General features: G+C 70.6%; 17 protein-coding genes. 12 read left to right on the top strand and 5 right to left on the bottom strand.

Going from position 1 to position 24,944, the window contains the following annotated elements; translation table 11 throughout:
• The first annotated feature begins 77 nt into the window (after nucleotides 1-77).
• Nucleotides 78-374, top strand: a complete 297-nt coding sequence (locus G3I53_RS34210; protein WP_239064166.1) for an antibiotic biosynthesis monooxygenase family protein — start codon at nucleotides 78-80, stop codon at nucleotides 372-374.
• 310 nt (nucleotides 375-684) lie between these two features.
• Here the strand turns inward: G3I53_RS34210 and G3I53_RS28575 are convergent, their stop codons facing one another.
• Together G3I53_RS28575 and G3I53_RS28570 are read right to left on the bottom strand one after the other, a co-directional pair.
• Nucleotides 685-1,320, bottom strand: coding sequence for a response regulator transcription factor (locus G3I53_RS28575; RefSeq protein WP_164333338.1), 636 nt, complete (start codon nucleotides 1,318-1,320; stop codon nucleotides 685-687).
• The gene (locus G3I53_RS28570; RefSeq protein ID WP_164333337.1) at nucleotides 1,317-2,540 is read right to left on the bottom strand and encodes a sensor histidine kinase; all 1,224 of its coding nucleotides are present in this window, start codon (nucleotides 2,538-2,540) and stop codon (nucleotides 1,317-1,319) included. The genes G3I53_RS28575 and G3I53_RS28570 overlap by 4 nt, the downstream gene beginning before the upstream one ends.
• A gap of 173 nt (nucleotides 2,541-2,713) precedes the next feature.
• On the opposite strand from G3I53_RS28570, the gene G3I53_RS28565 reads away from it, so the two are divergent.
• The 7 genes from G3I53_RS28565 (at nucleotide 2,714) to G3I53_RS34205 (ending at nucleotide 19,572) form a co-directional block, all read left to right on the top strand.
• Entirely contained in the window at nucleotides 2,714-3,802 is a 1,089-nt protein-coding gene (locus G3I53_RS28565) for an ABC transporter permease (RefSeq protein ID WP_164333336.1), read from the top strand.
• On the top strand, nucleotides 3,799-4,482 hold the full coding sequence (locus G3I53_RS28560; protein WP_164333335.1) for an ABC transporter ATP-binding protein: 684 nt from the start codon (nucleotides 3,799-3,801) through the stop codon (nucleotides 4,480-4,482). Before G3I53_RS28565 ends, G3I53_RS28560 begins: the two co-directional genes overlap by 4 nt.
• Nucleotides 4,483-4,769: 287 nt before the next feature.
• Nucleotides 4,770-5,063, top strand: coding sequence for a hypothetical protein (locus tag G3I53_RS28555; protein WP_164333334.1), 294 nt, complete (start codon nucleotides 4,770-4,772; stop codon nucleotides 5,061-5,063).
• A gap of 409 nt (nucleotides 5,064-5,472) precedes the next feature.
• Nucleotides 5,473-11,868 (top strand): protein kinase, encoded by a 6,396-nt coding sequence (locus tag G3I53_RS28550; RefSeq protein ID WP_164333333.1) that lies wholly within the window; start codon nucleotides 5,473-5,475, stop codon nucleotides 11,866-11,868.
• Nucleotides 11,869-11,925: 57 nt separating this feature from the next.
• Nucleotides 11,926-14,871, top strand: a complete 2,946-nt coding sequence (locus G3I53_RS28545; protein WP_164333332.1) for a DEAD/DEAH box helicase — start codon at nucleotides 11,926-11,928, stop codon at nucleotides 14,869-14,871.
• A complete protein-coding gene (locus tag G3I53_RS28540; RefSeq protein WP_164333331.1) occupies nucleotides 14,871-18,986 on the top strand; it encodes a DNA methyltransferase in 4,116 nt (1,371 codons plus the stop codon). Before G3I53_RS28545 ends, G3I53_RS28540 begins: the two co-directional genes overlap by 1 nt.
• Before the next feature lie 220 nt (nucleotides 18,987-19,206).
• Complete coding sequence (locus tag G3I53_RS34205) at nucleotides 19,207-19,572, top strand: hypothetical protein (protein ID WP_239064164.1); 366 nt, start codon at nucleotides 19,207-19,209, stop codon at nucleotides 19,570-19,572.
• Between the two features lie 45 nt (nucleotides 19,573-19,617).
• On the opposite strand, the gene G3I53_RS28530 is transcribed toward G3I53_RS34205, so the two are convergent.
• Together G3I53_RS28530 and G3I53_RS28525 are read right to left on the bottom strand one after the other, a co-directional pair.
• Nucleotides 19,618-19,809 (bottom strand): DUF397 domain-containing protein, encoded by a 192-nt coding sequence (locus G3I53_RS28530; RefSeq protein ID WP_164333329.1) that lies wholly within the window; start codon nucleotides 19,807-19,809, stop codon nucleotides 19,618-19,620.
• Nucleotides 19,806-20,708: a helix-turn-helix transcriptional regulator gene (locus G3I53_RS28525; RefSeq protein ID WP_164333328.1), complete on the bottom strand. Its 903-nt coding sequence runs from the start codon at nucleotides 20,706-20,708 to the stop codon at nucleotides 19,806-19,808. The genes G3I53_RS28530 and G3I53_RS28525 overlap by 4 nt, the downstream gene beginning before the upstream one ends.
• A gap of 319 nt (nucleotides 20,709-21,027) precedes the next feature.
• Here G3I53_RS28525 and G3I53_RS28520 point away from each other — a divergent pair, with 319 nt between their 5' ends.
• From G3I53_RS28520 to G3I53_RS28505, 4 genes are all read left to right on the top strand, one after another.
• Nucleotides 21,028-21,252 carry a DUF397 domain-containing protein gene (locus G3I53_RS28520; RefSeq protein ID WP_164333327.1) on the top strand — a complete coding sequence of 75 codons (225 nt, stop codon included), beginning with the start codon at nucleotides 21,028-21,030 and terminating at the stop codon, nucleotides 21,250-21,252.
• Between the two features lie 84 nt (nucleotides 21,253-21,336).
• A complete protein-coding gene (locus G3I53_RS28515) occupies nucleotides 21,337-21,804 on the top strand; it encodes a hypothetical protein (RefSeq protein WP_164333326.1) in 468 nt (155 codons plus the stop codon).
• 78 nt (nucleotides 21,805-21,882) lie between these two features.
• Nucleotides 21,883-22,569, top strand: coding sequence for a hypothetical protein (locus tag G3I53_RS28510; protein ID WP_164333325.1), 687 nt, complete (start codon nucleotides 21,883-21,885; stop codon nucleotides 22,567-22,569).
• 390 nt (nucleotides 22,570-22,959) lie between these two features.
• Nucleotides 22,960-23,400 (top strand): ATP-binding protein, encoded by a 441-nt coding sequence (locus tag G3I53_RS28505; protein ID WP_164333324.1) that lies wholly within the window; start codon nucleotides 22,960-22,962, stop codon nucleotides 23,398-23,400.
• Between the two features lie 221 nt (nucleotides 23,401-23,621).
• Here G3I53_RS28505 and G3I53_RS28500 read toward each other — a convergent pair whose 3' ends face one another.
• Entirely contained in the window at nucleotides 23,622-24,944 is a 1,323-nt protein-coding gene (locus G3I53_RS28500; RefSeq protein WP_164333323.1) for a hypothetical protein, read from the bottom strand.

Below are 24,944 nucleotides of genomic sequence, written 5' to 3'. Positions count from 1 at the left end.
TCACCGCCATCGCCGTGCGGGCCCCGGCCGGGCGGGACAACCACCGACATCACGCCAACAACCGAAAGAAGACAGGAATGTTCACCGCCGTCACCGAGTTCACCGTCGCCGCGCCCGCCCAGGGCGCGTTCGAGGACAACTTCACCGCCAGCATGCGCGCCACCCTTACCGACGTGCCGGGGCTGCGCAACACACGGCTGCTGCGTCCCCGCAAGGGCGCACACGGCTACCTGGCCGTCCCCGACTTCGAGGACGACACCGCGTTCACCGCCTACACCTTGTCGGAGGCGTTCCGCGCCGCGCACGCCGACCCCACCCCCTCGCTCGCCGACGACAACCGCGTCACGGTCTTCGAAGCGGTCACACAGGTCTGACATTTCTGGCCCCGCGGGTGCCGGAACAGCTCGCGCGGCCGAGCCGCGCGGGATGACGCAGACCGGTGCCTCCTGGCCGCACCTCGGCAGCGGTGACCGCCCTTGCCTGTACGGGTAGGCAGACCACATGCAGGGGCCGGGCATTCTGGACCGCGGCAAAGGCCAGGTCGGGGTGGGGTTCGTGTCCGGCTCGAACTGGCCGTGGGGGTTCACATGGGTCCAAAGCAGCGGGCACCAAGCCCAGCCGGTACCACAACTCCGGACGCTGCTGAGGTCCTGGAGAATGGGAACTCCGCCCACCACATACTGTTCAGCGGCGGATGAGCCCCAGGTCGGTCGCGGTGGCCACAGCGGCGGTGCGTGAGTCGGTTCCGAGTTTGGCGTAGATGCGGGCCAGGTGGGATTTGACGGTGCCTTCGGTGAGATGGAGCCGCTGGCCGATCGTCTGGTTGGACAAGCCCTCGGCGACCAATGAGAGGACTTCGGTCTCACGTCGGGTCAGGTTGGTGGCGGGGGCGCGGAGCCGGTTCATGAGCCGGTCGGCGACGGCGGGGGCGAGGGTGGTCCGGCCGGTGAAGGCGGTGCGGACCGCAAAGGCCAGGTCTTCGGGTGGGACGTCTTTGAGGAGGTAGCCGGTGGCGCCGGCCTCGATGGCGGGCAGGGTGTCGGCGTCGGAGTCGTAGGTCGTGACGATCAGCACGCGGGGGGCTCCCGGACGGGCGGTGATCTGTGCGGTGGCCTCGGCGCCGCCCATTCCCTTGCCGAACTGGAGATCCATCAGAACGACGTCGATGTCGCCCTGGGCGGCGCGGGCGACCGCGTCCTCGGCGGTGGCGGCCTCGGCGACGACGGTGAGACCGGGTTCCGTCTCCAGAACAGCGCGCAGCCCGGCGCGTACCACCGGGTGGTCGTCGGCCAGGAGCAGGCGGATGGCGTGGTCGGTCACCGGTGGTCCTCGATCTCTGTGTCGGCGGGGGCGGGTAGGGGGAGCTGAGCGGCCAGGGCGGTGCCGCGTCCGGGGGCGGATTCGACGGTGAGGCTGCCACCGAGAGCGTGCATGCGGGCGCTCATGGCGGCCAGGCCGAAGCCGCCGCTGCCGGGGTCGGCGGCCGGTACCCGGCCGGGGTCGAATCCGGTGCCGTCGTCGACGACGTCGAGGGCGACATGATCGCCGAGGTGGCTGAGGGTGACCTCGACACGGGTGGCGCCGGCGTGGCGGACGGTGTTGGCGAGGGCGGATTGGGCGACGCGCAGCAGGGCGACCTCGTGTGCGGTGGGCAGCGGCAGGGGGCCACCCGTGAGGTGGAAGCGTGCGGTGACGGGGTGCCGGGCGGAAGTGGTGGCGCACAAGCGCTCCAGGGCGCCCGCCAGGGTGGAGTCCTCCAGGGCGGGCGGGGTGAGGGCGGCGACGAAGCGGCGGGCTTCGGCGAGGTTGTCCACGGCGGCCTGGCGTGCCTGGTCCACGTAGCGGGCAGCGGGGCTTTCCTCAGTGCCGGGCAGGGCGCGTTCGGCGGCGCGCAGGAGCAGTTGGATGCTGGACAGCCCCTGGGCGAGGGTGTCGTGGATCTCGCGGGCCAGGCGTTCGCGTTCGGCCAGTACACCGGCGGTGTGCTGGGCACGGGCCAGGTCGACGCGGGTGGCGGTGAGTTCCACGATCAGGCGACGGCGCTGTTCGCTCTCACGGAACAGTGCCTGGTATCCCCACACCACCGCGACGGCGACCGCGGCTCCCAGAGCTGGGCCGATCGCCATGGCGAGGCTGAAAGAGCCCTGATGGGCTGCGAAGCCGGTGATCGCCGCGAGGGTGGTCGTGGCCACGGCGGCCAGACCGGCGCGGCGCGGCAGCAGGTGGAGCTGGAGGAAGAACAGCGGGAAGGCGACCCAGACGGCGTCGGCGGACAGCGCCAGCAGCGCCAGCCAGCAGGCACCCACGGCGGCCAGCCACACTGCGGCGGCCCGCGGGGAGCGGCGGATGCGCGGCAGGGCCGGCCCGGCCGAGTACGCCACGGCGCACGCCGCGGCCACGACGACGGTCATCGCTGCGTGCGGCTCGCTATCGGCCACGGCCCGGCCCGCCGCCAGGACCAGGAGCGCGACGATCAGCAGGTGCAGGCACCAGGCCAGTGCACGGGTGGTCGGGGTCAGGGAGGGAGCGGTGGTGTTCACAGTCCCTCCAGCCTAAGGACGCACACCCCAACGCGGCCTCCATCGAAAGTTACAACTCGCGCGCCGTCCTTCGATCCGCCAAGTGCTGTCCTGAGCCAGATGTGTGCGCGGGGGGCTGACGGCAATGGTGGAGGCATACCTCATCCGCAGCCAGAAAAAGGCAGGCCAAAGCCGTGTTCGTCGCCTGGAGAGACCTGAAGTTCGCCAAGGGGCGGTTCGCCCTGATGGGGACCGTCATCGTGCTCATCACCCTGCTGGTCGGCCTGCTGTCCGGACTGACTGCCGGGCTGGGCCGGCAGAACGTCTCCGCCATCACCGGCCTGCCGGCCGACAGGATCGCCTTCCAGGCGCCCAGCGGCGGCCAGGACGTGTCCTACTCCAACTCCACCGTCATCGCCAAGCAGTGGCAGCAGTGGTCCAAGACGCCCGGCGTGGAAAGTGCCGAACCGCTGGGCATCAGCACCACCAAGGCCACCGCCGGCGACAGGAGCACCGGGGTATCCGCCTTCGGCATCCAGCCCGGCTCCCGCCTCGCCCCGGACAGCGACAAGATCAACGGTAAGTCGGTGGTGCTGTCCACCACGGCTGCCGACGACCTCGGACTCAAGGCGGGGGACGCCTTCACCCTGGCCGGTGACCGGCTGACCGTAGCCGCCGTCAAGGGCGATGCCTCGTTCAGCCACACCCCAGTGATCTGGACCAGCCTCGATGTCTGGCAGGAGACCGCGCCCCCCACCACCGGCGGTGACGGCCCGGCTGCGACCGTGATCGCCCTGACCACCACCTCCAACGCCGATCTGGCGGCCACCGACCAGGCCGCCGGCACCAAGACGCTCTCCAAGGACGACTCGCTCTCCGCGATCGGCTCCTACACCTCCGAGAACGGCTCCTTGCAGCTGATGCGCGGCTTCCTGTTCGCCATCTCCGCCCTGGTCATCGGCGCCTTCTTCACCGTGTGGACCATCCAGCGCAGCGGCGACGTAGCCGTCCTCAAGGCGCTGGGCGCCTCCACGGCCAACCTCCTCAAGGACGCACTGGGCCAGGCCGTCGTCCTGCTCGTCGGCGGCACCCTGCTCGGCACCGGCCTCGCCGCAGGTCTCGGGGCGCTCGTCTCCGGCAGCGCCGTGCCTTTCCTCCTCACCCCCACAACCGTCCTGCTCCCGGCCGCCGTGGTGATCCTCCTCGGCCTCCTCGGCGCGGGCCTGGCCATCCGCCGCATCACCTCCGTCGACCCGCTGACCGCCCTGGGGAGCGCCCGATGAGCCTTGACCTGACCGACATCACTCTCACCTATCCCGACGGCGACAGCCGACTGACCGCCCTCGACAACGTCACACTCGACGTCCCCAAGGGCAGCCTCGCGGCCGTGATCGGCCCCTCCGGCTCCGGCAAGTCCAGCCTCCTTGCCGTCGCCGCCACCCTCATCACCCCCGACACCGGCGCCGTCACCATCGACGGCATTCTCACCACCGGTATGAGCCGCGGCGAGCTCACCGATCTGCGCCGCCACAAGATCGGCATCGTCTTCCAGCAGCCCAACCTGCTGCCGTCCCTCACCGCCGCCGAACAGCTCCAGGTCATGGCCCAGCTCGACGGCCGCTCACCGGCCAAGGCCCGCACCCGCGCCCTCGACCTGCTCGACGCGGTCGGCCTGGCCGACCTCGCGGGCCGCCGCCCGCACCAGCTTTCCGGCGGCCAGCGCCAGCGCGTCAACATCGCCCGCGCCCTGATGAACGACCCCACCGTCCTCCTGGTCGACGAACCCACCAGCGCCCTCGACCACGAACGCGGCGCCGCGATCATCGACCTGATCACCCGCCTCACCCACCAGCAGGCCACCGCCACCGTCCTGGTCACCCACGACCGCACCCGCCTCACCGCCGTCGACCAGATCGCCGAAGTCCACGACGGCCGCCTCCATCTGCCCGCAGCAGCCCGCTGACCCTCCGACGCCCCCAGGCCCGGGGACGTGCCCCAGCACACCAGGGGGCACGCCCCGGCCCCCTCCCCCTCGTCCGCACTATGAGATGGCCTTCCGAGCGGCAGCCGGGTTCTGCCAGCATGCCCGCATGCAGCAGCAGCTGATTACCAGCGGCAGCGTGCCGGCACCGAGCCCGCAGGAGTAACCCTCCCCGGCTCACCGCCCGCACGCAGACCTCTCGCACCTCGCGAGGGGTCTTTTTCGTTTTCCGGCCCCACCACGGCCCCCATAGACAAGGACCACCACCCATGGAACACACCCGGCTCACCGTCACGCTCCGGCCCGGCCACGGAACGCTCGCACGCCTTGCCGCCACCCTCAACAACCACCACGTGCTCGACCTTGCGTACACCACCTCATCACCGGACTCGGCCACGGCCGTCGTACGCGTGCCGCGGTCCGACGCGCCGCGCGCACAGCACAAGCTGCGCAGACTCGTCGATGTGATCGACGTGTCGCTGGATCCCGCTTCGGCCCGCACTGCCGAAGTGCCAGACCTTCCCGCCACCCGCCGTCCCGCCGCCGGTGCAGCCCACCCGTGAACGGTTCGGCCGATGCCGCCCTGAGCGACGTGGTCCACTCCCGCACTGAAGACGCCGCCCTGTCCCCTTGGGCCCTGAACCGAGCGCCGGCCGGGGAGTGTGGCGGCCCCCGCTCGGTGTTCGGCCTGCCACTCCTGCTCGCCGTCGTCGTCCTCATCGAGCTCCGACGCGCCGCCGCTCAGGAAGCACCCGCCCAGCCGGTCGGCTGGTCGACTGGCCGGCCGCGAGCTCTACCACGTTGCGAGGCGCCCGGATGTCAGCCTGCAGACACATACGTCGATCGCACTAACAACACAGTCGGCGCGTTGACAACGTAAACAGATTGCATAATCCTCTTCAACCGGGACGGTATACGCTCCCTTGCGGGACGCATCCACCGCGTACAAAACGGGTGAATGGGGAGGGGTAAGTGGGGTTGGGGACAGTCGGCGGACGTTTCCGCATCACAGGCGTCGTCGGGCGCGGGAACATGGGCGAGGTGCACCGGGCCGAGGACCTGAAGGCCGCCCCGGACTCCCCGCACCGGCAGGTCGCCGTCAAGACCCTGCTGCGCAGCCGGACCGGGGGCGCGATCGACGCCTCGGGGTCCGGCAAGGAGACCGCGCGCTTCCGCCGCGAGGTGCGCATCATGCGCATGCTCTCGCAGGGGCACCCGAACCTCACGCTCCTGATCGACGGCGGCGTGGACGACACCGCGGACGGCGGCGGACTGCCGTACCTGGCGATGGAGCTGCTCGACGGCAGTCCGCTCGCCGACCTCATCGACGAGGAACCCCAGCTGCCGGTCTCCTGGGTCGCCGCCATCGGCGCGCAGATCGCGTCCGGGCTCACCGCCGCGCACACCGCCGGGGTCGTCCACCGCGACCTGAAGCCGGCCAACGTGATGCTGACCGGTGACGGCACCGTCAAGGTCCTCGACTTCGGGATGGGCTCGATCGTCGACGACCCCGACCAGACGCGCCTGACCAGCACGGGCGTCAGCCTCGGCACGGCCCGCTACATGGCGCCCGAGCAGTTCCGCGCCGAGCAGGTCTCCGCCTCCGCCGACCTCTACGCACTCGGCTGCATCCTGTACGAACTGCTCATCGGCCGTCCGCCGTTCTCCGGCCGGACCCACTACGAGATCTCCGAGCAGCATCTGCGGGAGCTGCCGCCCCAGCTGACGCTGGTGCGTCCGGATCTGCCCGCCGGTCTGGTCCGGCTGGTGGAGCGTCTGCTGGAGAAGGACGCCGAACACCGGCCGGAGAACGGCGCGTCGGTCCGCGAGGTGCTGGTCCCGCTCGCGCTCTCCCAGGACCCGACGGCTGCCCTGCTCGCTCCGCACTGGCAGGAGTCCGACCCGGTGGCGCGGCTGCGCGCCCTGCTTCCCGAGCGGGTCCCCGCCGTACCCGCGCCCGCGCCGCGCAGGCAGCCGCGTCTGCCGGAGGCGATGGACGTCTTCGGCATCCACGCCGACCTGATCACCGAGTACGAGAGCTTCACCAAGAGCGGCACGGTGATCCGGGACGCGCGCATCGAGGGCTTCGTCGCCGACGATCTGCGGGCGAAGTCGCAGTGGCCCGACCCGTGGCTGTCGCTGAACCCGTTCTTCGCCGACGGCGGCCAGGTCACCGACCTGGTGCGGGACGGCGTCCTGCACCCGAGGTGCGCGGAGATCTTCCAGGCGGGCAAGAGGGAGACCTCGTCGCGTCCGGACGGACGGCCGCTGACCTTCCACCTCCACCAGCGCCAGGCGATCGAGGCCGCGCAGGCGGGCGACTCCTACGTGCTGACCACCGGCACCGGCTCCGGCAAGTCGCTGTCGTACATCGTGCCGATCGTCGACCGCGTCCTGAAGGAGCGTGAGGCTGCGGGACCCAGCGCCGAGCGCCGGGTGCGGGCGATCGTCGTCTATCCGATGAACGCGCTGGCCAACTCGCAGCTCGGGGAGCTGGAGAAGTACCTGCGCCACGGTTTCGGGAAGGGCCGCGAGCCGGTCACCTTCGCCCGTTACACCGGCCAGGAGTCCAGCGAGGAGCGCCGTGAGCTGCGCAAGAACCCGCCGGACATCCTGCTGACCAACTACGTGATGCTGGAGCTGATGCTGACCCGGCCGGACGACCGGGACAGCCTGATCCGCATGGCGGAGGGACTTCAGTTCCTCGTCTTCGACGAGCTGCACACCTACCGGGGCCGGCAGGGCGCCGACGTGGCGTTCCTGATCCGCCGGGTCCGTGAGGCCTGCCGGGCGTCGGAGTCCCTCCAGTGCATCGGCACCTCGGCGACCATGTCGACCGAGGGCACCTGGGACGACCAGCGGCGCGAGGTCGCCAAGGTCGCCAGGCGGCTGTTCGGCACGACGGTGCTGCCGGAGCGGGTCATCGGCGAGACCCTGGTGCGGGCGACCGACGAGGCGCCGGAGTCCGTGCCCGCCGAGCGGCTGCGGGTGCCTTCGGCGCCCCGGTCGTACGAGGCGCTGACGAAGGACCCTCTGGCGCGCTGGGTGGAGTCGCGGTTCGGTCTGGAGCGGGAGGAGGGCACCGGCCGGCTGCGCCGCCGCCCCCCGGCCACCGTCGAGGAGGCGGCGGCGGAGCTGTCCTCGGTGTCCGGTGTCGCCGAGGAGACGGTGCGCGAGGCGATCCGGACGACGCTGGAGGCGGGCGCGCAGGCCAAGCACCCGGTGACGGAACGGCCGCTGTTCGCGTTCCGGCTGCACCAGTTCCTGTCCAAGGGCGACACCGTCTACACGACGCTGGAGGATCCGCTCACCCGGCCGCTGACCCGCACCTATCAGCTGGAGCAGCCGGACAGCGGCGGCAAGCCGCTGTTCCCGCTGGCTTTCTGCCGTGAGTGCGGTCAGGAGTACCTGACGGTCTGGCGCAGCGAGGACGGCGGCGCCTTCCGGTACGAGCCGCGCCGGGACACCTCCGCCTCCGGGGGCCGCGAGGGCGAGGGCTACCTGTATCTGGGCATGCCGGGGCAGGACTACGAGTGGCCGGCCGATCCGCAGAAGGCCGTGGACGACCGCCGGCTGCCGGAGTCGTGGCTGGAGCCGGACGCGAACGGCGGGATGACCGTCAAGAAGTCCTACCGCCCCCGTCTGCCGAAGCGGGTTGTCGTGGACGCCCACGGCAACGAGTCCGGTGAGGGCCTGGTGGCGGCGTTCGTGCCGGCGCCGTTCCTCTTCTGCGTGCACTGCCAGGTCAGTTACGAGCAGACGCGCGGCCGGGACTTCGCCAAGCTGGCCACCCTGGACCAGGAGGGGCGTTCGTCCGCGACCTCGCTGATCTCCGCGTCCATCGTGAAGTCCCTGCGGGCGGTGCCCGAGGACAGCCTGGGCAAGGAGGCGCGCAAGCTCCTCACCTTCGTCGACAACCGGCAGGACGCGTCCCTGCAGGCAGGGCACTTCAACGACTTCGCCCAGGTGACGCAGTTGCGCGGCGCGCTGTACCAGGCGGCTGTGCGGGCGGGTGAGGACGGGCTGCGCCACGACGACCTCGCCGAGGCCGTCACCGAGGTGATGGGCCTGACGCCTCGCGACTACGCGTCGGGCACCAACCTGCCTCCGTCCATGGAGAAGCGGGCGGCGAAGGTGTTCCGGGACGTCGTCGGGTATCGCCTCTACCGCGACCTGGAGCGCGGCTGGCGCATCACGATGCCGAACCTGGAGCAGACGGGTCTGCTGCGGATCGACTACGAGGACCTGGAGTGGGTGGCCGCCCAGCCGGACCGATGGCAGTCCGCGCACGCGGTGCTGCGCGACGCGGACCCGGCGCTGCGCGAGGAGATCGGCCGCACGCTGCTCGACTACATGCGGCGTGAACTCGCCATCGACGTGCAGTACTTCCGCGACGACTTCGACACCTTGCAGCGGGCGAGCGAGGAACGCCTGACCGGCCCGTGGGTGTTGAGCGACTCGGACCAGCCGACCGTCGGCACCGCCTACCCGTACGGTTCGCGGCCCGGCATGGAGCGGTCGGCGCTGTTCCTGTCGGCGCGCGGCAAGTTCGGCAAGTACCTGCGGCGGAACCTGCCCGCGCTCCGTGAGGCGTCCGCCTCGCTGGAGGACGTGCAGTGCGTCATCGAGGACCTGTTGAAGGTGCTGCGGGACGCCGAGCTCGTGCGTGAGGTGGAGGCGGTTCCCGAGCGTTCGGGGCCGGCCTTCCGCCGCCGCGCGTCGGAGAAGCGCCTCGGCTACCGGGTGGCGGCCGCCGCGCTGATCTGGCGGGCCGGTGACGGTGAGCGGGGCGCCGTCGACCCGTTGGCGCGCACCTACAGCAGCGGCGAGGGACCGCGCGTCAACCCGTTCTTCCGCGACCTGTACCGCACGGCGGCGTCCGAGCTGGCCGGCCTGTTCGCGCGGGAGCACACCGCGCAGGTCACGCCGGAGGACCGGCTGGAGCGCGAGCGGCAGTTCCGTGACGCCGAACTGCCGTTGCTGTACTGCTCGCCGACGATGGAGCTGGGCGTGGACATCGCCTCGCTCAACGCGGTGATGATGCGCAACGTGCCGCCGACTCCGGCGAACTACGCGCAGCGCTCGGGACGCGCGGGCCGCTCCGGCCAGCCCGCGCTGGTGACCACGTACTGCGCGACGGGCAACAGCCACGACCAGTACTACTTCCGCTTTTCCCGGGACATGGTGTCGGGGCAGGTGGCCCCGCCGCGCCTGGATCTCGCCAACGAGGACCTGGTCCGCTCGCACCTCCAGGGCATCTGGCTGGCGGAGACGGGGATGGAGCTGGGCGCCGCGATCCCGCACGTCATCGACGTCGCCTACGACCCGGACGGCGACGACCGCCCCGACCCGCAGATGCCGCTGCCGCTGGTCGACAGGATCCGCGACCTGTCCCTGGACGAGGGCGCCCGCCGCCGTGCGGTCGTCGCGGCCCGTACGGTCCTCGCCCCGCTGATCGCCGACTTCGAGGCGACGACCTGGTGGTACGACGAGTGGATCGAGGACCGGATCGAGCGCGCCCCGGCGAAGTTCGACGCGGCGTTCGACCGGTGGCGGGACCTGTTCCGGGCGGCCGTCATCGACCAGTACGAGCAGAACAAGCGGGTCGTCGACCACACCCTCTCCCCCGGTGAGCAGAGCCGGGCGCGCACCCGCCGCCGGGAGGCGGAGACGCAGACGAACCTGCTGCTGAACCGCTCCACCGACAGCAAGTCGGTGATGAGCGACTTCAACCCGTACCGTTACCTGGCGTCCGAGGGGTTCCTGCCCGGCTACAGCTTCCCGAGGCTGCCGCTGGCCGCGTACATCCCGCGGTCCGGCAACCGCCGCAACGCCGACGGCGACTACCTGCAGCGGCCCCGCTTCCTCGCGATCCGCGAGTTCGGCCCCGGCGCGCTCATCTACCACGAGGGCGCCCGCTACCAGGTGACCCGGGTGCAGCTGCCGCCGGACGCCTCGGGCGACCTGGCGACGGCAGAAGCCCGCCGCTGTGACGGCTGCGGCTACCACCACGATGTCAGGGCCGGTTCCGACCTGTGCGCGATGTGCGGGGAGCCGCTGCGCGGCAAGCGCACGGGCCTGCTCCAGCTGCACACCGTGTACACCACCCCGCGCGAGCGGATCTCCTCGGACGAGGAGGAGCGGCGCAGGGCCGGTTTCCGTCTGGAGACGTCGTACGCGTTCCAGGACCACGGCGCCCGCAAGGGCCGTCTCTCCTCGCACGTGAGCGACGGGGACGGCTCGCCGGTCCTCGATCTGGACTACGGCGACTCGGCGACCGTCCGCATCACCAACCTGGGCCGGGTCCGCGACAAGGAGGGCGAGCCGGACGGCTACTGGCTGGACCTGGGCGACGGCCGCTGGCTGAACGACCGGGCCGCCGCGGACGCCATCGAGGGCACCGGCATGCCGGTGGTCGACGAGGACGGCAACGAGAAGCGCCGCAAGAAGCGGGTGCTGCCGTACGTGCAGGACCGCCGGAACATCCTGGTGGTGACGCTGGACGAGCCGCAGCCGGAGCCGGTGGCGCTGTCGTTCCTGTACGCGCTGGAGCGGGGCATCGAGGCGGCGTTCGAGCTGGAGGACTCCGAGCTGACGGCGGAGCTGCTGCCGCCGGACGACGGGCCGCGCCGCCGCATGCTGTTCACGGAGGCCGCGGAGGGCGGCGCGGGCGTGCTGCGCCGTATCCAGCACGAGAAGGACGCGCTCGCGCAGGCCGCCCGGACGGCACTGGAGATCTGCCACTTCGACCCGGACACGGGCGAGGACCTGGGCGGTCCTTCCGAGCACGAGAAGTGCGCGCGCGGCTGCTACACCTGCCTACTGACGTACGCCAACCAGGGCCACCACCGGCAGTTGAGCCGGCACACCGCCCGTCCGCTGCTGCTGCGCCTGGCGGGCGCCCGCACCGAGCGGGAGGACCGGGGCGAGTCGCGCAGCGAGGTGTTCCGCAGGCTCGTGCCGGCGGCGGCTGCCGGCACGGGCGGCAGCACGGCGGCGGACGCGGACGCTCCCGCCACTGCCGGGGCCTCCCCCGTGTCCGTGCCGACGCCGCTGGAGACGGACCTGGCGGCGCTCGTCGCGCAGGGCGATCTGGTCGGCTGGCTGAAGGCGAAGGGCTACCGGCTGCCGGACGCGGCCGACGTGTTCGTCGACGGAGCGGCGGCCCGGCCCGACCTGGTGTTCTACCTGGACGACGTCCATCTCGCCGTGTTCGTCGACACTCCGGACCGGCCGGCCGACTCCTCCCGTGACGTGGAGGCCGGTTACCGCCTGGAGGAGGCGGGCTGGGACGTGCTGCGCTTCCCTGCGGACGCGGACTGGGACGCCGTCGTCGAGCACCATGCCGCCTACTTCCATCTGCGCTGACCGTCCCGCGCCCCTGACGACCTCCCGACGTATCGACCCGAGGAACTGAGACATCCCATGAGCCTCACGTACACAGCCGGCTCGCTGGTCGCGGCCCGTGGCCGGGAATGGGTGGTGCTGCCCGAGAGCGCCCCCGACATGCTGGTGCTGCGCCCGCTGGGCGGGAGCGAGGACGACATCGCGGCCGTCTTCCCCTCGTTCGAGGAGGTGCGCCCCGCCGAGTTCGCCGCGCCGAGCCCGGACGACCTGGGCGACCAGCGTGCCGCCGGTCTGCTGCGCACGGCGCTGCGCATCGGCTTCCGGTCGGGCGCGGGCCCGTTCCGCTCGCTGGCGTCGATCGCCGTCGAGCCCCGCGCCTACCAGCTGGTGCCGCTGCTGATGGCGCTGCGGCAGCGCACGGTACGGCTGCTGATCTCGGACGACGTCGGTATCGGCAAGACCGTCGAGGCGGGGCTGATCGCCAAGGAGCTGCTGGCGCAGGGCGAGGCGACCCGGCTGGCGGTGCTGTGCTCCCCCGCGCTGGCCGAGCAGTGGCAGGGCGAGCTGCGGGAGAAGTTCGGCATCGACGCGGAGCTGGTGCTGGCGTCCACGGTGTCGCGTCTGGAGCGGAACCTGGAGCTGGGCCAGTCGCTGTTCGACCGGCATCCGTTCACGATCATCTCGACGGACTTCATCAAGTCGACCCGTCACCGTGAGGACTTCGTCAAGCACTGCCCCGACCTGGTGATCGTCGACGAGGCGCACACCTGTGTGGCCGCCGACGACCCCGCGCAGGGCGGCGCGTCCTCCGCGACGAACCAGCTCCGCCACGAGCTGCTGCGGAAGGTGTCCGCCGACGCCGACCGCCATCTGCTGCTGCTGACGGCGACCCCGCACTCCGGCAAGGAGTCCGCGTTCCGCAACCTGCTCGGCCTGGTGCGGCCCGAGCTGGCGACGCTGGACCTGGAGACGCCGGCGGGACGGGCGAAGCTCGCCGAGCACTTCGTGGCCCGCAAGCGCGCCGACGTCCGCGACTACCTCACCAAGGAGGACGGCCTCGCCGACGACTCCCTGGCGGAGCGGACCGCGTTCCCGTCCGACCGCTGGACGAAGGACGAGCCGTACAAGCTGACGCCCGCCTACCGGGCGCTCCTCGACGACGCGATCGCCTACGCCGCGGACCGCGTCTCGGCGGCCGGCGAGCAGGGCAAGCGGGAGGCCCGCATCGCCTGGTGGTCGGTGATCGCCCTGTTGCGTTCCATGGTGTCGTCCCCGGCCGCCGCCGCCCAGACCCTGAAGACCCGCTCCGAGTCGGCCACCGCCCGCACCGCGCACGAGGCGGACGTGCTGGGCGCCCCGGTGGCCGCCGACTCCGCCGAGAACGACCGGCACGAGGGCATGGACGTCGCGCCCGGCGCCGCCGAGTCGGAGGACGCGGGCGCCCGCCTTCTCGAACTCGCCGGACGCGCCGAGGAGTTGATGGGCCCGGCGGGGGACGCCAAGCTGAAGGCGCTGACCAAGCACCTGAAGGACCTGATCGGGCAGGGCTACAACCCGATCGTCTTCTGCCGCTACATCCCCACGGCCGACTACCTCGCCCAGCAGCTGGACGGCAAGCTCGGCAAGAGGACGAGGATCGCCGCCGTGACCGGCACGCTCTCCCCGCAGCAGCGCCTGGAGCGGATCGAGCAGCTCGCCGCCGAGGAGGGCGGCGACCCGTCCGTGCGGCGCGTGCTGATCGCCACCGACTGCCTCTCCGAGGGCGTCAACCTCCAGCACCACTTCGACGCCGTCGTCCACTACGACCTGGCGTGGAACCCGACCCGTCACGACCAGCGCGAGGGCCGCGTCGACCGGTACGGGCAGAAGCGCGACCAGGTCCGCGTCATCACGATGTACGGCGAGGACAACGGCATCGACGGCAAGGTCCTGGAGGTGCTGTTCAAGAAGCACCGCCAGATCAAGAAGGACCTCGGCATCTCCGTCTCCGTCCCGGACGAAACCGCGAGCGGCGTCACGGACGCCGTGGTGGAGTGGCTGCTGCTGCACGGGCGGCAGGGCAGCCAGGAGAGCCTGTTCGAGATGGACGCCCACCAGGAGTCCTTCGACCGCATCGAGCGGGAGTGGACGTCGGCGGCCGACCGGGAGAAGACCTCCCGTTCCAAGTACGCGCAGCGGGCCATCCACCCGGAGGAGGTGGCCCGCGAGGTCGCCGCCGTACGGGCCGCGCTCGGCGGCGCGGAGGAGGTGCGCGAGTTCACGCTGGAGGCGCTGCGCGACCTGGACGCGCTCGTGCGCGATCCGCGGGACGGCAGCGGTGACTTCACCGCGCAGGTCGGCGGCACCCCGGCCGGGCTGCGGGACGCGCTCGCGGCCACGCTGGGCAACCGGCTGGTCGAGGAGGACCGCGAGATCCCGTTCCGCACCACGCCGGCGATCGGCCGCGGCGAGGCCGCCCTCGTCCGCACCGACCCGGCGATCGGGGCCGTCGCCTCGTACGTCCTGGACTCGGCGCTGGACGCGAAGGCGCTGGGTCCGCGTCCGGCCCGCCGCTGCGGTGTGGTGACGACGGACGCGGTGAGCGTCCGCACGACGCTGCTGCTGGTCCGCTACCGCTTCCACCTCACCCTGCCGTCCCGTTCGGGTGAGCGGCAGGTGGTCGCCGAGGACGCGCGGCTGCTGGCCTACGAGGGTCTGCCGCAGCGCGCCCGCTGGCTGGACGACGACGCGGCCGCCGCGCTGCTCGGCGCGCGCGCCACCGCCAACACCCACGAGCTGGCCGCCCGCAGGTCCATCACCCGCGCGCTGGAGGGCCTGCCCGGCCTCGCCGACCACCTCACCGAGTACGGCACCCGCCTGGCCGCCGAACTCGACGCCTCGCACCGCCGGGTGCGCAAGGCCAACGAAGAGATCGTCCGCGGCCTGAAGGTGATCCCGCAGGAGCCCGCCGACGTCCTCGGCGTGTACGTCTACGTGCCGCCCGCCGCCCCCGCCGCCTCTACCGTGTCCGGAGCCGAAGCCTGATGTCCGCCGCCACCCGCACCGCCCTGGCCTTCACCGCCGTCACCACGGTCGGCGGTCTGCTCCCCGCCGACATGCTGCTGCGCATCGCCGAGGCGCGGAACCTGCCGGGCACCAAGCCCGCCGACTACGGCCTGCCCGCCTCCGTCCCCGTCCGGGACGAGGCCGAGCGCGCCTGGGAATACCTCAAGCCGCTGTGGCGCGAGCTGCGCGCCGCGCTGCCCTCGGACCCGGTCACGGGCGCGCCGTCCGCCGACCCGACGGGCCGGGCGGGCTCCGACTGGCTCGCCCAGTTGTTCCGCAAGCTGGACTTCGGTGCGCTGACGGAGGTCGGGGCGGGGGGCATCCCGGCCGACTCGGATGCCGAGAAGCGGTTCCCGGTGTCGCACCGGCATGGTCCGGCGCTGGTGCATCTGGTGCCGTGGAACCAGGAGTTGGACAAGCGTCCGGCGGCCGGTCAGGTCCCGGCGCAGTCGATGCTCCAGGACTGCCTGAACCGCACCGAGGCCCACCTGTGGGCGGTGCTCACGAACGGGCGCCGGCTGCGGCTGCTGCGCGACTCGTCGTCCTTCGCGACGGCGGCCTACGTCGAGTTCGACCTTGAGGCGATCTTCGACGGGGAGCTGTTCAGCGAGTTCGTGCTGCTGTACTGCGTGCTGCATGCTTCGCGGTTCGCGGTGCAGGAGGGGGCGGCGCCGGCCGGGTGCTGGCTGGAGAAGTGGCGTACGGAGGCCGTCACGTCGGGGGCGCGTGCCCTGGACCAGCTGCGGCTGGGCGTGCAGAACGCGCTGACCGTGCTCGGGACCGGGTTCCTGCGGCATCCGGAGAACGTGCGGTTGCGGGAGGACGTGGACCCGAAGGCGCTGCGGGATGCGTTGCTGCGGCTGGTGTACCGGCTGCTGTTCGTGTTTGTGGCCGAGGACCGGGACGCCCTGCTCGACCCGAACGCCAGTGAGCGGCAACGGGAGGCGTACGAGCGGTACTTCTCGTCGGCGCGGCTGCGGGAGCGGGCCCGGCGGCGGCAGGGAACGGCGCACGGTGACCAGTACGAGGCGCTGCGGATCGTTCTTGACGCGCTGGGGAAGGAAGGGGGCCGTCCGGAGCTGGGGCTGCCCGGTCTCGGCGGTCTGTTCACGCACACGGAGGCCGACGCGCCGCTGGACGGGCTGAAGCTGTCCAACGAGTCGCTGCTGGCTGCCGTGCGGCATCTGGCGCAGGTGCGGGACTCGGGTGCGCGGCGGTGGCGTTCGGTGGACTACCGGCATTTGGACGCGGAGGAGTTGGGCTCGGTCTACGAGTCGCTGCTGGAGCTCGAGCCGAAGCACTCGGCTACGGACCGGTCCTTCGAGTTGATCGAGGTCGCGGGCAACAGCCGGAAGACGACGGGCAGTTACTACACGCCGTCGTCGCTGATCGAGTGCCTGTTGGACACGACGCTGGATCCGGTCATAGACGACGCCGTGAAGCGGGGCGAGCAGCGGGCCGCGGAGGCCGGCCGTCCTGACCCGGCCGACGACATCGTCGACGAGCTGCTGTCCCTGACGGTCTGCGACCCGGCTTGTGGGTCTGGGCACTTCCTCGTCGCTTCAGCTCGGCGTATCGCCAAGCGGGTTGCGTCGGTGCGGGAGCGCAACCCGGAGCCGACGGTCGACGCGGTGCGGCATGCGCTGCACGAGGTCGTCGCGCGCTGCATCTACGGCGTGGACCTCAACCCTATGGCCGTGGAGCTGGCGAAGGTCTCGCTGTGGCTGGAGGCGCTGGAGCCGGGTAAGCCGCTTGGATTCCTCGACGCCCACGTCAAGCACGGCAACGGGCTGATCGGGGCTACGCCGAAGCTGCTGGCGGAAGGTGTTCCGGACGACGCGTTCAAGCCGATCGAGGGGGACGGCAAGAAATACGCGGCTTGGCTGGTCAAGCGGAACAGGACCCAGCGCGCAGGCCAGGACGAGCTGACCTTCGACACGGACGTCTTGCCCGGCAACGACCAGTACGCTGCCGAGTTGGCCCGGATCACTACGGCACCGGCAGACTCTCTGGAGCAGGTGCGGGCGCAGGAGTCGGCGTATCGGGCCTACGTCGAGTCCACGACGTACGTCCAGGATCTGCATGCTGCGGATGCGTGGTGCGCCGCGTTCGTGTGGCCCAAGTGGGACGGGGCTCCGGAGGCGCCGACAGACCAGGTATTCCGCGCGCTGCGGGGGCGCGACCAGTCGGCCGTGCCGGACGCCACGCATGCCGAGATCATGAACCTGCGGGATCAGTATCGGTTCTTCCACTGGCACCTGGAATTTCCGGAGGTGTTCGCGGTTCCGGAGTCGGGGGCGGGCGTCCAGCCGGGGACGGGGTGGACTGGAGGGTTCGACGCGGTGGTGGGGAATCCGCCGTGGGAACATCTAGAACTGAAGGAGCAAGAGTTCTTCGCCGCTCGGTCTCCGGAGATCGCCAAATCTGCGGGTGCCCGGCGCAAGAGCCTTATCCAACGACTCGTAGCCAACGACCCGGACCTCTACAGCATGTACCAGGAAGCCAAGCGAGAGATCGATGGCACCCGGCACTTCGCTAGCGCGTCCGGGCTCTACCCTCTGTGCGGTCGAGGGCGCATCAAAACTGACACCATCTTCACAGAACAAGACCGTCGCCTCGGTTCGCCACGTGGCCGCGTCGGAGTCATCGTTCCGACCGGGATCGCGACGGATGCAACAACTCAGTTTTTCTTCAAGGATCTGGTAACGAAGGGCCAGTTGGCAGCACTTTACGGCTTCGAAAACGAGGAGAAGCTTTTCCCTGGCGTTCACCATGCTGTGAACTTCGCCCTATTCTGCATGATTGGGTCCGGATCTCCTGAAACTCCGATCACAATCGCTTTTCGCGTCCGTCAAGTCTCTCAGATCGCTGAACGCTCCTACACCTTGACCGGTCGCGAAATTCAACTCCTGAACCCTAATACCGGCACATGCCCTATTTTCCGCTCCCGCCGAGATGCAGAAGTCACCCTTGACATCTACCGCCGCATCCCCGTCCTTGTAGACGAGACTAAAAAGAGCGCCGGGAATCCGTGGGGCATCAGCTTCATCCAAGGTCTATTCAACATGACCAGCGACTCTCACCTATTTCGCCCTTCCGCCGAGCAAGGCGAAACCTTCGACGACCTTCTCAGAGACGGCTGGCACCTGGAGGGCAACGTCCTGGTGCGGGGAGAGGCGCGCCTCCTACCGCTTTACGAGGCGAAGATGCTCCATTATTACGATCACCGCTTCTCCACCTACGAAGGCGCGACGGAGAAGCAGCTCGCTTTGGGCACTCTGCCTCGCTTCACTGTCGAACAACATCAAGACCCCTCAGCCGCCCCGATGCCTCGGTATTGGGTCCCAGCGGATGACACAGCGACAGGTAAGTTCGACAAGAACGGCGAAGAAGTTAAAATTCCAGGTGTAGACAGTCTCCTGGCTGCCAAGGATTGGCACCACGACTGGCTGATGGGATTCCGTAAAATCTGTCACGGTACAAATGAACGGACCGCCATCACCTTCGCGTTTCCGAAGCGCGGACTTGGCGACTCCGGTAATATTCTAATGCCTAGCAGGACCGAGCAACCTTGGCTCTTCTACGGCAACAGCACTGCACTCGCTCTGGACTACGTGCTTCGGCAGAAGCTCGGTGGAACCAACCTCAACTTCTTCCAATTCGAACAGCTCCCATTCCTGCACCCTGAGCAGCTGACTCCGCACTCGCACGCAATCACTCCTCGCCTCCTCGAATTGATCTACACCGCCCACGACATGGCACCCTTCGCACGCGACCTTGGCGACACGGGCGCCCCCTTCCGCTGGGACGAGGACCGCCGTGCCGTGATCCGCGCCGAACTGGACGCTCTCTTCTTCCACCTCTACGGCATCGACCGCGACGACACCGCCTACATTCTGGACACCTTCAACGTCGTCCGTGACAACGACATGAAGGCCCACGGCGAGTACCGCACCAAGAACCTGATCCTCGCCGAGTACGACCGCATGGCCGCCGCCGGCCTGACCCTGGAGAACCCGCTTACCGAGGGCGAGTCCGGTACCTACCGTTCCACCCTCACCCCGCCTCCCGGTCAGGGTCCTCGTCACGACTGACCTGCCCCTGGGGTGGCCCCGCCTGGTGGCCACCCCAGGGCCTGCCCCACCGCTCACCCAAGGAACAACGCACGTGGTACGCGTGAACCAGAGCAGCAACCCTCGGTCGGTCGTCGTTCTGAGCTCAGGTACGGATTGGCGTACCCGAGCCGCCGGGCAGAAGCGCAGCAGCGGTGCCGAGTCCGAGATACCTCGGAAGCAGCCCGCGAAGATCAGAGCCTTGCAGCAGGCCATCAGCCTGGCGAACATGGCCATCAACAGAAAGAACTGGAGTGCGGCGCGCTACGCGCTCAGCCGGGCCCGCGTTCTCGCCGAGGCTCTTCCCACCAACGTAGCCGTTGCAGAACGCGAGAGGCTCTCAGCGGCCCGCAAGAGGTTCGCCGCGCGCAACACGCCGGCCGCGAAGAAAGCCAAGCAGGCAAAGGCAACAGCGACCAAGCGTGCGGGCGGCAAGAAGCCAGCCCCGAAGAAGCCCACGGCGAAGAGCGCTGCCAAGCAACCGAAGCCCGCGCCCGTGCGCGACCTCGGTGACCGTTTCATCAACCGCGCGGCCCTCGGGTACGGCCCCACGAACGAGACGCGGTGAGGGCGTGCCGCCCGCTACTCCAGCGGACGGCACGCCCCAAGTCGTTCATCGCTCCGACGCGAACCGTACGAACCGCCCCCAGCCTTCACGGCCGACGGCGAAGGCCGAGCGGGTCACGTCCTTGGAGTCCCGTACGTGCACGGCCTGTTCGGCGACCGCGACCTCCACGCAGTCGTCGCCCTGGGTGCCGCTGTAGCTGGACTTGAACCAGGCGAGTTCCGACGTACCGCTGCTCATAGCTCTCCTCGAAGTCGCTCCAGCAGGTCCCGGGAATCTTTAGGGTTGAGGGCCTGCGAGCGCAGTGTGTCATAGCGTCGGCAGAGCAGACTCATCTCTTTCGCGTCGGAGATCAGCCGTCCGTTCTGCTGTCCTTCGGAGTACCCGAGCCGCCGCCCCTCCGGGGTTTCCAGGATCCGCATGGGCCCGTCCAGGCATCCGTGGAACTCCAGCTCCACCGGCACCACTTGCAGCGTCACGTTGCGCGGCGCAGTCAGCTCAAGCACATGTTCCAGCATGCTCACCTGCGCCTCCGCCCCACCCAGCCCGCGCCGGAACACCGACTCCTCCACGATGAAGCCGAACGGCACGGTCGGCCGCTCCCTCATCATCGCCTGTCGTTCCATTCGGGCCGTGACCTGCGCCTCCGTCTGCTCGTCGGGCAGCAACGGGATGCTGTTGTCGAACACCGCCCGCGCATACCCCTCCGACTGCAACAACCCCGGCACCAACCGGCACTCATACGTGCACAGACTCACCGCCTCCCGCTCCAGCCGAGCCCACCGCCGGAACCACGCCGCCAGCCCCGCCTCCCCCCGCGTCAGATGCCGCGCGGCCTTCCGCAGCGCACCCGTGTTGCCCAGCGCCTCCTCCGCGCGCTCCACGAACGCCTCGTCCGGCATCCGGCGTCCCAACTCCACCGACTCGACCGTGTGTTTCGAGTACTGGACCCTCACGCCCAGGTCGGCCCGGCTCAGCCCCGCGTGCTCGCGCAGCGCCTGGACGACGGCCCCGAACGTCCGCAGGCTGTCCGACGGATGCGGCTCCCGCTCGCACTCCCCCACCGGCCCCGCCGGAACCGCCCGCACACCGCCGGCGCTCCCGGCCGCCGCCTCCCCCTCGACCCCGACCACGTCCATCCGCCGCCCCTTTCCTTGCCTCCGCACCGCACCGCGACGGCCGTCTCTTCCGCCGCCCGCGTCCACCCCAAGACTGGCGGATCATCAGACGTACCGTCCACTCTTCGTGTCCGTACGCTGACTCAGCGTACGGGGTGCCACACTCGTCCCCGCCCCCGTCCGACCGCCACTCTGAGGTCACGGAGATCCGGGACGAGCCGTCCGTATCCGCCGCTCACCTGCGGAAACACCAGGCGGCCCGCCCCCTCCGCGCAATCCCGCCCGCCATGGGCGGCGGCGGCCGGACCCGGCCGCGTCGGACGAGCTGGAAGGTGCAGTCATGCAGAACGGAACCAACCTCTACGCCCTCGACATCAGCGCGGCCTCGTTCACCAAGGCGTGCGGCGGTCCCTGCACCGAAGGGTGCGTGACCCTCGCCCGTATCGGCGAGGACGCCTGGGCGCTGGGCGACAGCAAGCGGCCGGACGCAGCGCCCCTGCGGTTCACCACGGAGGAACTGGACGCCGCCGGTATCGACCCGGTCCGCTTCGGCCTCGGCGCCTGACCCTCCTCCCTCTCCTCCCCTGTCGCCGGCCGGACCGGGTCCCACCCCGCGTCCGGCCGGCGCTCCGCCCTCCGGGAGCAACACGTGCACCACCACGCCTACCTCTGGACCGGCCCCAAGACGCGCTTCGACGACGAGGCCCTACGACGGCCCCCGCACCCCGATCCGCCCCCGGCCGGGAGCAGGCCGGAACTCATCGAGCGCTACCGCCAAGTCGCCGCGGAGTTCCGCACGTCGGACCTCCCGCCCCTGGAGACGGCCTACTGGCTCGTCAAGCCCCGCTCGCTGGTGCGGGGGACCTGGGAGGAGGCGAAGGAGGCGGCGGCCTGGCTGGGTGAGCGCCTGGCCGAGTACGCCCCGCGGTTCGCCGCGGAGCACGACCGGGACACCGCGCGCCTGGCCCGGCTGGTGGACGCCGCCGCCGAACGGCTGCACGCGGGCGGCGACGTGTCGTACGGCCGCTACCTCGAGCGCCCGTCGTACCTCGCCCTCGCCGTGGTCACCTGCTCCCCCAACCGCGCGGCCCCCGCACTGACCTGCCCCTGCGCGTAGAGCAGACCCGACACCCGCCCTTCTGGTCGCGCTCCTCGGTGTGACCCCAGCAAGTTCCAGCCGTACTACGTCGCGTACTTGCGTGACCGGTACAAACTCGAGGTCGTCCTGCTGGTCCTGTGCGTGGACACGGCGACAGCGGCGTGGGCGGCCACACCTCTGCGCACCGGCTTGGGACACCCCACCCAGGTGACCGTGCCACACGTACTGGGGCCGGCCAACGTCCTGCGGGTGAGCCGGATCGAAGACGCCCTGACGGACCTCGCCTTCGCCGCGTTCTGTCTGTGGATCCACAGCAACGACCCGGACATCGAGGGCATACTGACGGTCATGGGCGAGGCCCTGGCCCAGGACTCGGACCGCGAAGCACGGGACGACCTGGCGGGACTGATCGAGGACGGCTTGGGCAGTGAACACGCCCGGAAATTTTGGAGGAACGTGATGGAGACCCTCTTCACCCCCAGGCGAGGCACCATCGTGGGCGACGCTCGCCTCGCAGGACGCGAGGAAGGACGGGAGGAAGGACGCGTGAAAGAGAAGGCCGAGCGACTGCTGCACCTGATGGATCGCCGCGGCCTCTCACTGACGGAAGAGACGCGACAGCGTGTCACCACCTGCGCGGACGCGCCGCTCCTGGATCTCTGGTTCGACCGCGCCATCGACGCCACCACCCTCGACGAGGTCTTCGCCGCCCCCTCCACCACCGACCGCGTCCCCGCTCCCGCCCAGAGCTCGGAGCACACCGCAAGCCCCACCAGGAGCTGAGGAGCCCGAGGCGCACGGCCAACTGACACCATGGGCGCGCTCCCGGCCGCGCCCCACTCCGGGGTGCGGCCCGCTCGGGGGCCGATCGCCACCGCCTCGTGAACACCTCTTCCGGAAGCGCACGGACGTCTGCCGTCACTCCGCGTACCGGGGCCGGCTGATGGACGCCCCCGCCGAACGCCTGCGCGTTGGGCGCCGACATCTCGTACGGCTGCTCCCTCGTACGCCCCGCGTACACCCTCGCCGGGGCGATGCGCTCCCCGACCGCGCGCTTCCTCAACGGCCCTGTGCGTGCGCTCGAATAGACCGGACGCTCCGGCTCCGTACGCTCACTCAGCGTACGGGGCTCGGTACTCGCCTCCGCCTGTTCCCTCCCGCCACGCTGACACCATGAACCAGGCAACACCCCACATCGGTGCCCCCGTCGGCGCCTTCACCCAGCTCCTGTCCTCCACACGGCGCGGCGCCCGTCTCGCGCGGCTCCTCGCAGTGACCGAACTGCGTTCCTGGGGCGTCTCGCAGGACCTCGCGGAGCGTGCCGAACTCGTCGTCGCGGAGCTGACCGCCAACGCCGTACTGCACGGGCGCGTGCCGGGCCGCTGCTTCCGGCTCACGCTCGCCCTCGACCCGGTAGCCGGCCGCCTCCGTATCGAGGTCAGCGACGCCCGCGGAGACCTCCGTCCACTCCCCCGCCTCGCGGACACCGACCCGCTCGGCACCATCGGACGCGGCCTGACCCTCGTCACCGCCCTCGCCGACCACTGGGACTGCGTCCCCTACCCACCCAGCGGCAAGACCGTCCGGGCGGACCTGCTCGACCCCGGCCCCTGATCACTTCGCCCGCCGACCGCGCCGGGTTTCCCACCGGCCTCGGCAGCACGGCCATCGATCACACCAAGCCGACCACCCTCGGGATCAGTACAGGAGGTCCAAGTCGCTGGACGGTGTTCTGGGCCTTCCGCTGGCGTAATGCGGCGCGCGTCGGGCAGGCTTCCCCGCCCAGCCACACCATCGCGCCGGAGCCGCGCGCCCTCGCCCTCCCCTCCGCAGCGCTATGCCTCCGCGGGCAGCGCGGGGAACACCACCACCGAGCCGTCCCGGTCGCGGGCGATCTCGATCGCCACGTCCGCCGGGCGGCCGTTGAGTGCGACGCCGTCGCCCAGGCTGCGGAGCTGGTACGCCGAACGCAGGAGCCGGTCGACCTCACCGGTCGTGAAGACGGGGCGCTTGCTGCTCGGGCGGGCCAGCTGCAGCGTCGACAGACGCAGCAGCACGGCGGCGATGCCCCTCTCCAGCTCGTCGAGACGCCGCTCGTCGTCCTTGAGGGCGCGGGCGAAGCTCTCGAACAGGTTGTCGGGCTCGCTCTGGGCCCGCTCGACCGCCTGGAGGACGTTGACGCGCCGCTTCAACGCGATGGCCAGCGAGGCCAGTTCGAGGTGGGCGCGGAACGCTCCGCCCTGTTCGTCGACGCCGGGAAACGCCTCGGTCAGCGTGCCCATCTCGACGGGCTCGCCGGCGGGCAGCTTGTCGAGCGTGCTCCGCCAACGGGCGAGACGGATATCGGCCTTGCTCAGTGCCGTGTCGATGGCGTGCACCGCCGAGTCGAGGCCCAGCGAGACACCGAGCCTGCCCTGGTCGAGCAGGATGGCCGTGGCCTTGTCGATGGCGGGGCGGCAGCCGTTGAGTGCGCTGTGCTCGTCGTCGAGCTTGTCGGCCTGAAGCTGCTCCAGAAGGTCCGTGATGTGCTCGATGGCCTGCTGCCGCTTGCGGTCGGCGTGGGCGCTCACCCCCACGGCCACCGCCATGAGCACGAGCGGAGCGGCCACCGTGAGCACCGTTCCCCCCGCAGCCGCGGCGCCGGCGGTCGCGCCCGCGCCGCCGACCGTGCCGGCCGCTGCCGCTCCACTGACCGGCACGAACGTCGGCTTCGCGACGATCTGCCCCGTCGCCGAATTCACGAGGTCGCCGTAGAACCCGCCCTTCGACCCCTTCGGCACCATCCAGCGGACCAGCCCCTGCCCGAACTCCTCGGCAACCTTCGCCGGGACCACCACGCGGCACAGGATCCCGCCGGAGGCCGTCGCCTTGGCGGCCGTGGCGGACACCTTCGCCGAGTCGGTGATGAGCTGCGACAGATGCTGCGCCAGCGGGCTGGCGGCATCGAGGGGGATGCCACGGCTGCGGTCGAGCTTCTCGGGCAGCGGGTGCGCCTCCAGCGTGGCGATCGGCTGGTCGGCCAACGCGGCCAGCACCCCGCGCAGTTCGGTCAGCCGCTCGGGCGTCATCGGCCCGTCCCCGATGACGGCCGGCACCTGGACATCGCGTGTCGCCAGCGTCCAGACCGGAACATTCGGCACCTTGCGGTAGTCGATCAT

Source organism: Streptomyces sp. SID14436 (assembly GCF_010548465.1).
Classification (GTDB): domain Bacteria; phylum Actinomycetota; class Actinomycetes; order Streptomycetales; family Streptomycetaceae; genus Streptomyces.
This window is presented reverse-complemented; position numbering and strand designations above follow the sequence as displayed.